The organism is Nonomuraea sp. NPDC050328, assembly GCF_044459405.1.
GTDB lineage: Bacteria > Actinomycetota > Actinomycetes > Streptosporangiales > Streptosporangiaceae > Nonomuraea.
The window spans coordinates 523529-536049 of sequence record NZ_JBITIW010000004.1 but is presented as its reverse complement, the minus strand read 5'-3'; the positions used below and the strand labels follow the sequence as shown (position 1 = coordinate 536049).

Annotated in this window: 10 protein-coding genes; 3 read left to right on the top strand and 7 right to left on the bottom strand. The window is 66.0% G+C overall.

The genetic code is table 11. The features are described from left to right. Positions 1-168 precede the first annotated feature (168 nt). Together ACIBG7_RS18925 and ACIBG7_RS18920 are read left to right on the top strand one after the other, a co-directional pair. Positions 169-747, top strand: coding sequence for a hypothetical protein (locus tag ACIBG7_RS18925; protein ID WP_397337034.1), 579 nt, complete (start codon positions 169-171; stop codon positions 745-747). Further along, positions 748-1191: a hypothetical protein gene (locus ACIBG7_RS18920; protein WP_397337033.1), complete on the top strand. Its 444-nt coding sequence runs from the start codon at positions 748-750 to the stop codon at positions 1189-1191. Between the two features lie 193 nt (positions 1192-1384). Here ACIBG7_RS18920 and ACIBG7_RS18915 read toward each other — a convergent pair whose 3' ends face one another. Genes ACIBG7_RS18915 through ngcE form a run of 4 tightly spaced genes read right to left on the bottom strand, consistent with a single transcriptional unit; the run spans position 1385 to position 6071 of the window. Beyond that, entirely contained in the window at positions 1385-2917 is a 1533-nt protein-coding gene (locus tag ACIBG7_RS18915) for a phosphodiester glycosidase family protein (RefSeq protein WP_397337032.1), read from the bottom strand. 24 nt (positions 2918-2941) lie between these two features. Beyond that, positions 2942-3775, bottom strand: a complete 834-nt coding sequence (locus ACIBG7_RS18910; protein WP_397337031.1) for a carbohydrate ABC transporter permease — start codon at positions 3773-3775, stop codon at positions 2942-2944. Next, positions 3775-4674: a sugar ABC transporter permease gene (locus ACIBG7_RS18905; RefSeq protein ID WP_357928978.1), complete on the bottom strand. Its 900-nt coding sequence runs from the start codon at positions 4672-4674 to the stop codon at positions 3775-3777. The genes ACIBG7_RS18910 and ACIBG7_RS18905 overlap by 1 nt, the downstream gene beginning before the upstream one ends. Before the next feature lie 2 nt (positions 4675-4676). Then, positions 4677-6071, bottom strand: a complete 1395-nt coding sequence (gene ngcE, locus ACIBG7_RS18900) for an N-acetylglucosamine/diacetylchitobiose ABC transporter substrate-binding protein (RefSeq protein ID WP_397337029.1) — start codon at positions 6069-6071, stop codon at positions 4677-4679. A 99-nt stretch (positions 6072-6170) separates the two neighbouring features. Here ngcE and ACIBG7_RS18895 point away from each other — a divergent pair, with 99 nt between their 5' ends. Next, a complete protein-coding gene (locus tag ACIBG7_RS18895; protein WP_357928983.1) occupies positions 6171-7313 on the top strand; it encodes an ROK family transcriptional regulator in 1143 nt (380 codons plus the stop codon). A 359-nt stretch (positions 7314-7672) separates the two neighbouring features. Here the strand turns inward: ACIBG7_RS18895 and ACIBG7_RS18890 are convergent, their stop codons facing one another. From ACIBG7_RS18890 to ACIBG7_RS18880, 3 genes are all read right to left on the bottom strand, one after another. Then, entirely contained in the window at positions 7673-8233 is a 561-nt protein-coding gene (locus tag ACIBG7_RS18890; protein WP_397337028.1) for a cysteine hydrolase family protein, read from the bottom strand. A gap of 337 nt (positions 8234-8570) precedes the next feature. After that, entirely contained in the window at positions 8571-9146 is a 576-nt protein-coding gene (locus ACIBG7_RS18885) for a DUF6461 domain-containing protein (protein WP_397337131.1), read from the bottom strand. Positions 9147-10505: 1359 nt separating this feature from the next. Then, positions 10506-12449, bottom strand: coding sequence for a hypothetical protein (locus ACIBG7_RS18880; protein WP_397337027.1), 1944 nt, complete (start codon positions 12447-12449; stop codon positions 10506-10508). Positions 12450-12521 lie beyond the last annotated feature (72 nt).

Below are 12521 nucleotides of genomic sequence, written 5' to 3'. Positions count from 1 at the left end.
ACCTGCGGGGCCGCACAAATCAGCCGGCAGCGCGAACTCATCATTGCGGGAACTGGCGATTGTCCTTAGTTCCACGGACGGGGCTGTTTTGCATCCGGCACCCGCCCGTGGAGCACCTTTCGATGCACGAAGGAGTCTACACACAGCATGTTAACCAGGTACAGGTCGATGCTGGTCGCGGCATGCGCGGGAGTGGCGATGATCGCTACTCCGCCCGCGTTTGCGGACGATCCGGTCCCCAGTCCCAACAACCCCGATGTTCTGGTCGGGTCCACGCCGGAAACCGAGGCAACGCCCGTTCCCCAGGACGGGCCCGTGGGAGTGCTCGCCGTCCCCACCTGCGGAGCCAGGAACTACAAGGTTTCCAGCTCCGCCAACAGCCACCAGGGAATCGGTGCCGAGCAGTCGAACTACAACAAAGGCACCGGCCCCGCGACGATGACCTTCACGGCCCAGGTCTCCGGCACGGTCCAGCTCAGCTACACCGGTACGGCCAGCGCGGATGCGGGGATCATTCTCTCGAAGGCGTCCGCCGCGCTCGGAGTCACTCTCTCAGCCAGCATCACCGCCTCGCTGGGCAACACCATCTCGTTCTCGGTCGGGCCCAAGAAGTGGGGCCACGCCGCTTACGGGGTATGGCGCAAGAAGACGGTCGGCCAGTACTGCCACGGCGGTGTCGGGTCTACTTGGAAGACCGTCACCGCCTATTCACCATGGCGTGTCGGCTGGGTTGTCTGGGAGAGCTGAATGAACCCCCGAAGTGCGGCATCTGGACTCATCATCAGCCTGAGCGTGCTGGTGGCATGCTCAACGGGTAATACCCATGGGGGTTCAGGCATCCCGACTTCGGAAACCACACCTGAGGTCGAGATTTCACCCTCTCCATCGCAGGTGGCGATACCCAGGCAAGAGATCGGCTCTGAAACCCTTCTGACTGCCGGCCCGTCCTCCGGACAAGAAATCGTCGGAGACTTCTCGGCGAAGAAGGGGAAACACTGGCTGCTGTTCGACTGCATCGGCAGCGGAGTGGCCCACATTCAGGTAAGCGGCCTGGGTACATTGCCTATTACCTGCGTGGACGGATCTACCACTCCCACCTTGAACGAGCTCAAGTTCGCGACCGCCCGGTCGATTAAGCTCGCCATCGATGCGCCCGAATCTGTCCAGTGGGCATTGAGGGTCACTCGCTAGGAAATGTGCGAGCACGACGTCAAGGTCGTGCTCGCACATCATTCCGCGCACCCAGATCGCGGACGAGGCAGCACGAGCCACGGCGGAATGCTCATGGAGCCTCCCGCGACATGGGCGCGCAGACCTCGCTTCCAGACGGCGATCGCACCGAATCAGCTGCGCAGTACGAGCCGTGCGTCGAGCGATTCCCCTCTCACCCCGCCGCACGGACGAGGAACACGTTGCCCAAGCTCCGCTGCCCCGTGGCGTCCGACGGGCGGTTGACAATGCCACCCTGGGCGGTGGCCATGACGCTGGAGCCGCCCCCGTCAAGGTTCAGTGCCTGCACGGCCCCGAGCCGCTTCATCAGTTCGGCCGTCTGCGCGATGCCGAGCCCCTCGCTGTACCCGTCCTGCCGCCCGTCCACGACGGCAAGGATGAGCCGCCCCTCGCCGTCCACGCCGATCATCGACCGGGGATTGGCCCGCACGGTCCAGTTGTAAGTGAACGTCTGGTCCGTGCCGTCCCGAAGGATCCCGTCGGCGTCAGCGTTGACCGACACCTGCCCGTCACGGACGAGCGTGGGGCCGACCTGGAGGATCGTGGTGTCCGGGGTGAGCGGGACGCGCCGTCCGCGACCGTCCTCGACCCGCTCGGTGACGGTCAGCTTGCGCCCCGGCCTGGCGTTCGCCAGCAGCCAGCCCGCGCTGTCGCCGATCGCCTGGATGGTCGAGCCACCCGGCGGCACGGCCGCACCGCGGGTCGAGTTCACGGCGAGCACCTTCCCACGCGCGTCCAGCACGGCCTCGGCGCCCGCGCCCGACGGCGGGGTGCCCCACTCGGGGGTGAAGCGGACGAGCTCGCTGTCGTCGGTGCACTTGAAGTCGTGCTGGGCCTTCTCGGTCGGCTGGTCGCCGCCCACGCCGCCGCAGTTCCAGACCTCGCCGGGGATCCGGTTGACGGCGTCGAGCTCCACGGTCTCACCGCCGGCGCGCAGCGTCAGGTGGGCGGTGTAGGAGTCGACGTCCACCCGCCGCCCGCCGTGTGTGATCTTGATGCCGCCGCGTCCCTGCGTGGCCGAGCCGATGACCTTGCCGTCCTTGACGTACAGGCCGGTGGGCGAGCCGTTCAGGAACCATTGCGCGTTGATGCCCGCTACCGCGCCGGTCGAGGACATGAGGCTGGTGAGCGTCTCCATCCCGTTCAGGGTGGGCCCGAAGTCGGTGCCGACCGTGCCGCGGAACTCGCGGAAGTCGACCCGGAGCACGTGTACCTTCTGCGGCGCGCCGGCGTCGGTCCCGTCCTGGGCGGTGTAGCGGGTGCCGCCCGCGAAGCCGGCCGCCCGTACCTTCGCCAGGCCGGTGGCGGCCTCGGCGGCGGTGGCATACCGTCCGACGCGGACGATCCAGCCGAGCGTGCCTCCCGGACGGTCGGCGAAGGCCGGCAGGGCGACCTCTTCGAGGCGCGGCTCGAAACCCTTCTCGCGCAGTGCCGTGGTGACCCGGTCGGCGATCTCCCGGGAGCCGAGCGCCGTCCCGGCCCGGGCGAGCGGGCCGTCGATGGTGGCGGGCAGGTACACGTGGACGGTCCAGAAGTCGTCGGCGTCCTTGGCGCCAAGCGAGAGCTGCGTCAGTGTCACGCCGGGGGCGACCACGACGGGTTCCGGGGCTGACGCCCGCGCGGTGGCCGGGGCCGACGCCACGAGGGTCGCCGCCGCCACAAGGGTCAGGAGAGGCTTGCCGTTCATGAGTGTCACTCCAACGGAGAAGGGTTACTTCAGAGCGCCTTGGGTGAGTCCTGCCTGGATCTGCCGCTGGAAGATCACGTAAACGACCAGCATCGGCAGGATCGTGATGGTCAGCGCGGCGAACAGCGCGCCCCAGTCGGCCTGGTTCCCGGCGGCGGTGGAGATGCTGGCGATGCCCTGGGTGAGCACCCACTTGTCCTCGGCGTCGCCGGGCAGCAGCGTCAGCGGCAGCAAGTACTGGTTCCACTGGCCGAGGATGTTGAAGATGGTCACGCTCACCACGGCCGGCCTGGCCATCGGCAGCATGACCTGGAAGAAGGTCCTGGCGTGCGAGCAGCCGTCCATGAAGGCCGCCTCCGCCACGCTGGTCGGCAGCGTCTTGAAGAAGGCGGCCAGGAAGAAGATCGTGAAGGGCAGTGAGTAGGCGATGTGCACCAGCACCAGGCCGGTGTGGGTGCCCAGCAGCCCGAGGTTCTTCACCACGAAGAACAGCGGCACCAGCGCCAGGAACACCGGGAAGGTGAGCCCCGAGACGAACATGTAGTAGATGAACCGGTTGCCGCGGAAGTCGTAGCGCGCCAGCACATAGGCGGCCATCGAGCCCAGCAGCATGGTGCCGGCCACGCCGAAGAAGACCACGATCACGCTGTTGATCATGAACTGCCCGACGTTGGCGGTCTCCCAGGCCCTGACCCAGTTGTCCCAGCGCAGCGTCGAAGGCAGCGTGAACGGGTCGCCGAACAGTTCGGTGGTGTCCTTCACCGAGCCCAGGAAGGTGAGGCCCAGCGGGACGATGACCACCAGCGCCCACACCGCGAGCATGAGGTGAGCGATGGCGTTGAAGGCTCGTGCGCCCATCAGTACTCCAGCGGCTCTCGCCGGGTGACACGCATCGTCACGGCGGTGATCGACATGATGACGAAGAACAGCACCACCCCCATCGCCGACGCGTAGCCGAAGGTGGAGTTGCCGAAGGCGTGCTGCCAGACCTGCAGGCCGAGGACCGAGGTGGCGCCGTCGGGCCCGCCGTTGTTGACCGACAGCACCTGGACCAGGGCGAAGCCGTCCAGCACCGCGATGCCGAGATAGACCCAGGCCACCTGCACGGTGTTGCGCAGCAGCGGCAGGGTGATGCTGAAGAAGACGCGGAAGCGTCCCGCGCCGTCGAGCTCGGCCGCCTCGTAGATCTCGGTCGGGATCGCCGCCATGCCGGCCGAGAACAGCACCATGTAGAAGCCGACCCCGGCCCAGACCATCACCCCGATGATCGCCCAGAGGGCGAGCCCCGGATCGGTGAGGAAGCCCACCGGCTCGAAGCCGAGCCCGGTGACCAGCCCGTTGAGGATGCCCGACTCGTCGGGGCGGTAGACGAGCTGGAACAGCACACCGACCGCCGCGAGCGACAACACCTGGGGGAAGAAGAAGACCACACGGTAGATCCCCGAGCCCCGCAGCCCCTTCGTGCGCCGCCCCGCCACGTTGAGGAGGAAGGCGAAGGCCAGCGCCATCGCGATCGTGATCAGCGGTACGGCCAGCAGCATCTGCCCGTGGTTGCGCAGGGCCTTCCAGAACAGGCCGTCCTGGAAGATCCGGACGAAGTTGTCGAGCCCCACGAAATCGGCCTGGGCCGACACCCCGCGCCAGTTGGTCAGCGCGATCTGGAAGGCCTGCAGGTACGGCCCGATCACGAGAACCGCGTAGAGGATCACGGGCGCGGCCAGGAAGCCGGCGATGAACAGGAATCTGCCGTGTCGCATGATCAGCGCTGGTACTTCTTGACGGCGGGGTCGGCCTTGACCTCGTCGGCCTTCTTCTGCATGCGCTCGGTGAACTCCGCCGCCGTGGCCCTGCCGTACATGAGGGCGTTGGTCGCATCCCTGATCTCGGTCAGCAGCGGCTGGTACCAGCCGTTCCACTTCCAGGTGATCAGCGCCTTGGCCTCTCCCGCGGCGGCCAGGGCCCGCTGGCTGACCAGCGTGCCGGGAGACAGCTCCAGGCCGTCCGCCGCGCCGGGCACGGTGGTGAGCCAGCCGCTGGCCTGGGTGTAGGCGCGAGCGCCCGCCTTGGACACCATGAGGCGCATGAACTCCTGCGCGACGGCCGGGTTCTGCCCCTTGGCCGTCGCGAACATGCTGCTGCCCAGCAGGGCGTAGACCGCCGCGGCGGGGAGCTTGTCGGAGGAGGTGATGCTGGGGGTCGGCATCATCGTGTACTCGAAGTCCTTGGGCGTGGTCTTCTGCTGCTCGCTCTCCAGCCAGTCACCGGAGGGGTAGAAGGCGACCTTGCCCTGGTTCTGCCGCAGCTGCACCTCGGTGTGGATGAGCCCCTCGAAGCTCTTGTCCGAGAACCGCGCGCCGATCTCGGCCCATGCCTCGGCGGCCTGCTTGACCGCCTCCGCCTGCCAGGCGCCGTCCTCGAGGTTGTCGATGGCGCGCACGAGCTCCAGCCCGCCGATCTTCACGGCGCTGGTGAGGATGGCCTCGGCCTGATAGTCGGCCGCGTTCTTGCCGGCGTAGCCGAAGGGGGTGATGCCGGACTTCTTGAGCTCCTCGCACACCTTGATGAAGGCCTCCCACGTCGTGGGAGCCTCCAGCCCGAGCTTCGCGTTGTACCAGAGGCCGAAGGAGCGGGCCACGAACGAGACCGTGTACGGCACGCCGTCCACGAGCGTGCTCTCGTAGGCACCGGGCAGGAGCGAGTCCTTGATCTTCTTGCTGGGATCGTCGATGGAGGGCGCGTCGTAGAAGGCGGTCAGGTCGAGGACCTGGCCGTCCTGGATGAGGGCGCCGAAGTTGAGCGCGTCGGCGCCGGCGTTGTCGACGAAGTCCGGCGGGCTGCCGCCGACGAAACGCGGCTGCAGGGTCTGCGACAAGCGCTCGGACATGGTCCGCTGGATCTTGATGTTCGGGAAGCTCTTCTGGAGCAGAGGCTCGACGGTCTCGGCGAGATAGTTCGGGGTGCCGCCCTTGAAGTAGGCGAGCTCCACCTTGCCGCTGTCCGGCACGCCGAAGGGGTTGCCGGCCGAGACCTTGCCGGTCGGGGCCTTGCTGGCCGGTGCGCCGCTACCGCCCCCGCCCATCGCGCAACCGGTGAGCAACGTCGCTCCGAGCAGGCCCAGCGCATGGCGCCGGGTCAGGTGTGGGGAGTTGTGCATATCTCCTCCGAGGAGAGGACCGGGGTTCCCGCAGCCTAGAAGTCCGGTTCGCGGAATTCAATCCTTCTGTTGTCTAATTATTTGCGTTATCTTCGGCCCATGAATCTGGACAGCTCGCTGTCACCGGCAGGGGTCGCGGTGTTCTACGCCGTCCTCACACAGGGGCCGGTCAGCCGTCGACACATCGCGCGGCAACTGGGTCTGTCCATGACGATGGTCACCAAGGTGGCGCGTCCGCTGATCGACGCGGGGTACCTGGAGGAGCTCCCCGACAAGGAGCGCACCGGACCGGGCGCCGGCCGTCCGGCCAGCCCCCTGGCTGTCTGCGCGAGCCGCGAGCGGATCGTCGGCATCAAGATCAAACCCAGCGTGCTGATCGGTGTGGCCACGGACCTCACCGCCCAGATCCAGGCCGAGGAGCGCGTGGAGCTCGCCTCGTGCTCGGTGCCCGAGGTGATCGCCGGCATCCACCTGATGCTGGACAAACTGGGCGGCGACATCACCCGGCTGGGCCTGGCCATTTCCGGCGACGTGGACCGCCGGGCGGGGGTGGTACGTCACGAGCCCACGTTCGGCTGGCACGACGTGCCCCTGGCCGATCTCGTCGCCACGACCACGCACCTGCCCAAGCCCAGCGTGGAGAACGACGTCAAGGCGCTGACGGCCTCGGAACACTGGTTCGGCGTGGGCATCGGCGCCACTTCGCTCGTCCTGATCACCGTCGGCAGCGGCATCGGCTGCGGCCTCATCCTCGACGGCGGCCTGCTGAGCGGGGCGTACGGCGTGGCGGGCGAACTCGGCCACACGACCGTCGAACTCGACGGCCAACCCTGCTACTGCGGAGGCTCCGGCTGCCTGGAGACGGTCGCCTCCACCGACGCCATCCTCGCCGCCGCTCGTGACCGCTCCGGCCTGCCGCACCTCACACTGGAGCAGGCGCTCGACCTGGCCCGATCCGGCGACCCCGCCGTCCAGGCCGTCTTCGCGAAGGCGGGCAGCGCCGTCGGCGTGGGCATCTCCACCGTCGCCAACCTCTTGGGGCCCGAGCAGATCGTGGTCACCGGCGAGGGCCTGAGCGCCGCCCGCGACCTGATGGAGCCGTCCATCCGTACGGCTTTCGCCCGGCAGGCGGTGGGCTCGGCCGCCCGCGCCAGACTGACGGTCCGCGAGACCACCTTCCCCGACTGGGCCCGCGGCGCCGCCGTCGTCGCCATCCAGGACCTCATCTCGGCCAGCCGGTAGAGGTTTGGTGATCGGCTGCGGGTGGGACGAAGAGGTCCGTCATCGGCGTGCGAAGACTGATCTAGTGCGGTATCCACGAAAGTCCGCCGGGTGAAGTGATCACGCGGCTCGGCAGGCGAGCCGTCCCCAACAGCCCTGTTTCCTGCTTCGGACTCGGGCGCGTTCACGGCGTTGGCCGCCAGCACCTCGAGATGTTGGGAAGTTGCTCATCACGAAGATGCGCAGCGGCCCGAACTGCGCCTCAATCGGGTTGGCCCACGAGGCGCTAGCACTGCCAACCCACCCTCGCGCGAAGGCTGAGCGGTCAACTGCGTCGCCTCATTCCGGGCATGGCCCAGACCGTCAACGCTCGCGGCTGGTCACAGGCGGGCGATCCACTCGTGGCTAGTGAGGACGTCAACACCCCTGGCCGGGAAGACGCGGTTGATCAGGAAGTCGTGCACGTCCGGTTCCCCGTCCGCGCAGGCGTCGCTGAGCACGGTCACCTGGTAGTCGCGGTCGGCGGCGTCGTAGAGCGTAGCGGCGACCATCGCCCCGGTCGCGACACCGGTCAACACGATCGAGTCGATGCGCTGGGCGCGCAGGAGCCGATCGAGGTCGGTTGCCGCAAACGCGCTGGCGCGGCGCTTGAGGACGACGGCCTCACCCGGCAACGGCTCGATGCGCGAGTGCACGAGTGTCTCGGGGGATTCTTCGTGAAACAGCGTCCCCGCCCCGTGCAGGCCTCTGATCAACTGGTTTCCCGCTCCCACATCAAGGCCTGAGGCTCGCAGCCCGAAACGTATGAAGATCACCGGAATCCCGGAAGCTCTGGCCGCAGGGACAACCCTCTCCATGACGGGAAGCACATCGGCGGCGAAGGGGAAGTTGTCCACGATGCCCGCCTGCAGATCGCCGACGATGAGCGCGGTGGTGGTCATACGGTTTCCTTGTCTGTACGGCACGCCATCGGCCACCTTGGCGCTGTTGTCGTCAATCCCGTAAGGATGACGCCAGAACCTACCGTGGTGATCGGTAGGCGCCGGTCCGCGGGTGGCCGAGCTCGGACCGACCAGATCACTCCGTCACGAGCAGGCACTCGGCGGCAGGTCGACGACGTCGCGGGTTGGGGGGTAGGACGCCCGGGGCTCGAACCCGGAACCTACGGATCGGCCTGTTAGTCACCCGGCGACGTGACCTGCCCTCTTCCAAGGTGTCGAGCAAGGCGGGCTGAGACCATTCCGTGCATGTTCCGGATCTTCTGGGGATGCCGTCCCATCACCGGTAGGGGTCCAGGTGGCCGACTGCTCCAATGAGTGCGTCTCTGGCGTAGTGAGCACGGGGCAGATGCACACCGCTGACCCGCTCGGCAAGGGCGAGAGCGCTGGAGACGGGGTTGTCGACGAAGTATGGCTCTTCGTCGTCGAGACGCATGCCGAGATCGCCGAGGTCGGACTGGAACTGGTCGGGGCTGGCTCCGCGCCGGTAGCCGTAGCTGTGAAGCCCGAACGTTGTGATCAGTTGGCCGTCGACGTAATAGGCGAAGTCGTCGTTATTGATATTCGCGAACACTGCAGCCGAGGTTGTTCCTCCGGACAGCAAGTCGGACCGGTAATAGACGATCCCTCCCCAGCCGTATTCGATCAGGGCGGTTCCACCGCGAGCAGCATAGGCCCCGATGCCGAATCCGGAGTCGTCCAAGGTGCCCGGGGTGACGCTGATTCGTTGCAGGGCCGCCTCAGGGGAAAGATCCCGTACGAAGCTGACGCAGAGCCAAGTGGTATCTGTGGTGAACTCCTGATAGAGCCATTCGTAAGGCGCTGCCGTTGCGCTGCTCATCAATCCGCCTTCCACCAGGATCAAACCGAGGTGATCCTCGCAGACAGGTCCGACACCTTCCGAATCTAACCTCGCGCGATCCAGCGCTGTCGGCTTGGGAATTGCTGTGATCGCCGGCTCTGGAGCTTGGATTGGCTGGTCAGCAGTACCCTCGGGCCGGTCATGAGTGACCGTGGCTGGCCCCTCGGCATCGGGGTTAATGGCACGACGATCAGGGGGTTGACGTGGGGCTTAACAAGGAGATCGCGGCACGAATCGCCGACGAGCGCATGGCCGAGTGGATGCGACGAGCCACCTACGCGGAGCTCGCTGCGATGGAGACCGAAGGGGAATCCGAGCTTCGACGGGTAGTGGCCGAGGACGGTCGAACATACAGCGTGCAGTCCCACGTCCTCCCCGATGGAGACGGCTCTCTTCGACTTGCCGTTGAGGTGGACGATGCTGGTTGGTCCGCCATTCGTCCACTCAGCAGACACGAGATCATGCGCCCTGACGGCTCGTACGTGGAGTAGTAAGGGGAAGCGGGCCGGGCGGGATGATCAGGCTTCCACCTCAACCACCAACGGCCCTCAGCCTGGAGCCGGAGTGCCCCCGCCGGAGGCATAGCTTTGGGCTCTGAACGCCGCCAGCCACTCGGCGACCTGCTCATCACTGTGGAGATATGGCTCGTCAGGCCCAGGCCGTAGGTCGATGCCGTGGAGATGTGTGAGCGCCCACCACACTTGTTCGTCAACCACGTCAGGGTCGTCCGCGGTGACCCATCGGGCGGCCCAGCGATCGGCTTCATCGCGGGTTACGGTGCCGTCGAGGATGCCAGTGAACTGGGCCTCGATCTGCGCGCGGGATGGTGCTGTGGGCATGTGATCAGAGTGGCATGCGACCGACGCGGCCCGCGCACGTCGCGCGCGGGAACGGCCCGCAGGCCGCACTCGCAGCGTGCGGGTGTCTTTCGGCATCCGGCCGCTTGCACGGCGCGAGCCGTACCAGAAGGAGGACCCAGCTCAGGGCCGGTATCCAAGGTTGAGAGTGGTAGGGCGCCCGGGGCTCGAACCCGGAACCTACGGATTAAAAGACGACAGGATCTATGCCGGGCCGTGTCTCGCCATATTCAATTGTGTCGCTCTGTCAAATTTTGTCACATTCAAAATGCCTGAAAATGTCGGCACGTGTTTGCGGGTGCCGATGGCCGAAGAGCACGCGACGAGCACGCGGCCCGCGATTCGGTCCACCATGGTGCGCTCTTGACGGTTTGATCTGTCCCGAATTCGTGCGGCGACGGAGGCGGAGGACGCTATTTGCCTTTTCTTGCCAGTGGGTGACGGCGTTTGCCTCGAGTTGTTGTTCGAGCCGGTTCCTACTGGGGGTCATAGGGCGTCAGGCTCTGGTGAAGACGTCCGCTGCCGACGTGGTGAGGGAGGCGGCGTGAAGCAAGGTTGCCGCTGCTTCGGCTGAAGCGGCGACGGCTCGCTGAATCGGCCATTGGGGCAGTTCCTTCTCGGCCACGACGACGCTGAGAATCAGTTCGGCGTCTGGGCTGGCCTTTCCTGGCATCAGCTGATCGCTTTCCTGGTGCTCGCGCACCACCCGCAAGGCGTCTGCAACCCACTGGCGTGCTCGTGTCCGGGCGGCGGGTTCATCACGAGGATCGTCGCTGGCGAGGTCGGGGAAATCTGCCGCCATCGCGCCCACCGCCTCTGGAGCAATCCGGGCAACCATAGACAGAGCGTTGAGCCGGACGCTGCCATCGTCGTCAGGTTCCTCACCGCTAAGGATAACGGAAGCATGCTCTGCTGCGCGTTCAAGCAGTTCTCTGGTCAACTCTTGGGCGGCACAGATGTAGCGCTCCTGGCCGAGATGGGCGTTCACTTCGGTCGCTGTAAGCTCAGCCGCCCGGCCGACGACTCTCAAAAGTGCTTGTATTCGCCTGGAAAGGTCGCCAGCGTCGGTGAGAGCTGCTTCAAGTGCATGGTGCATATCGTCGTACGCATCGCCGACCTCCTCATCGCCATGATGTGGGCTCGTGCCATCCGGGTCGGTTAGGGCTTGCGCCTCGACGAATTCCGTCATGGCCGCATGCATCTGCGCTGGCATCTCGATGCTGTTGACCGCGGCCCGGACTGGACCTGTCCCGGCCATCACCGTGGCCGTGTAGACGAGTTGATGGAAGGTGTCGACGCCGCTCGCAACGATGTGAATGAGCCACCGGCACGGTCCCGTGTCCAACAGCTCCGGCCTGTTGATGGCAAGCCAGAGCGCAGCGTGTGCAGATGCCGCAGCCTCCACCTCCTGCTGGTCATGGTCAATGACCTCATCGATACGTTCATTCTCCAACTCGGCCACAAGCGCTACGACCTCGTCATCGCCGAGATCATCCAATAGTTGCCAGGCGTTGCTGACGTGAGTAAGAGGGGAGGCGAGGGTCGCCAGCGATCTGAGACCGGCCCACAGCAACTGCTGGATCTGACCGGCGCGACGCGTGTCGGTCTGCTTGGCTGACTCGCCGTCACGGACTTGATTCCAGTCGAGTCCATGATCTTCTGTGAATCCGGTGACGAGCAGGTGGCCGCGCATTTCGTCGTCCGTCCAGCCTTCAGTATCACTCTGCTGGGCTGTCTCACGAGCCCGCCGCAATAGATCGGCGGCCAATGCTGGATCTCCTGATCCCTGGCCGGTCAGCTTGGTGCGTGCACCCGCCTGAGCGTCGAGCCGGGCGGCGCGGATCAGCAGCGTTCCCAGAGCTTGGACGAATGCGCCTCCCCACGGATGCTTGGCGGCGCTAGCCGCAACATCGTATGGATCGACTGCCGGACTGCCCACGCGTCGACCTGGTTCCCACATCGATCTGACGGCGCCGGCGAGAAGGTATCGGGCGTTGAGTGCTAAGAGGTCCTGGTCTAGGAGTTCCTCGGGCGACCAGCACGGCTGCGGCTGCTCATCGCTATCGAATGGTGGTAGCCAGTTGTCGGCATCGTACGGCTCGTCGTATCGACAGACGCTGACCTCATCGACCGAATATGCCAGCAGTTCAGGGCTCCACGTGGTCAGGTGGCGGCCCAGCGCGGCCACCGCGAGTGCGACCTGTTCGAGTTCGCCTCCTACCAGCAGCACATAGACGATCGCACCGCCTGGATATCCCAGGACGCGGTAGTCCTCAACCGAGCTTCCTTCCTCATGCTCGTCCTCAACCTCATCCTCTGGCATGACCCGTGGCGATTCCCACCCTGCCTGGATGGCCGCACCGACGGCATCCATCAGATGATCTGTATCTATCGTTGCCGGGTCCGGGCTGGAAATCTTGATCTTTCCGAGGTGTGGCACGGAGGATCTCCCCCTTCGTCGTTAACGCTCTTCGGCCCCACAGCACGAAAGATCCGTTGTGGAAGAAAGTTG

Coding starts and splice junctions, on each gene's coding strand:
- ACIBG7_RS18925 (WP_397337034.1), top strand. CDS start 169: ATGCTGGTCGCGGCATGCGCGGGAGTGGCGATGATCGCTACTCCGCCC.
- ACIBG7_RS18920 (WP_397337033.1), top strand. CDS start 748: ATGAACCCCCGAAGTGCGGCATCTGGACTCATCATCAGCCTGAGCGTG.
- ACIBG7_RS18915 (WP_397337032.1), bottom strand. CDS start 2,917: ATGAACGGCAAGCCTCTCCTGACCCTTGTGGCGGCGGCGACCCTCGTG.
- ACIBG7_RS18910 (WP_397337031.1), bottom strand. CDS start 3,775: ATGGGCGCACGAGCCTTCAACGCCATCGCTCACCTCATGCTCGCGGTG.
- ACIBG7_RS18905 (WP_357928978.1), bottom strand. CDS start 4,674: ATGCGACACGGCAGATTCCTGTTCATCGCCGGCTTCCTGGCCGCGCCC.
- ngcE (WP_397337029.1), bottom strand. CDS start 6,071: ATGCACAACTCCCCACACCTGACCCGGCGCCATGCGCTGGGCCTGCTC.
- ACIBG7_RS18895 (WP_357928983.1), top strand. CDS start 6,171: ATGAATCTGGACAGCTCGCTGTCACCGGCAGGGGTCGCGGTGTTCTAC.
- ACIBG7_RS18890 (WP_397337028.1), bottom strand. CDS start 8,233: ATGACCACCACCGCGCTCATCGTCGGCGATCTGCAGGCGGGCATCGTG.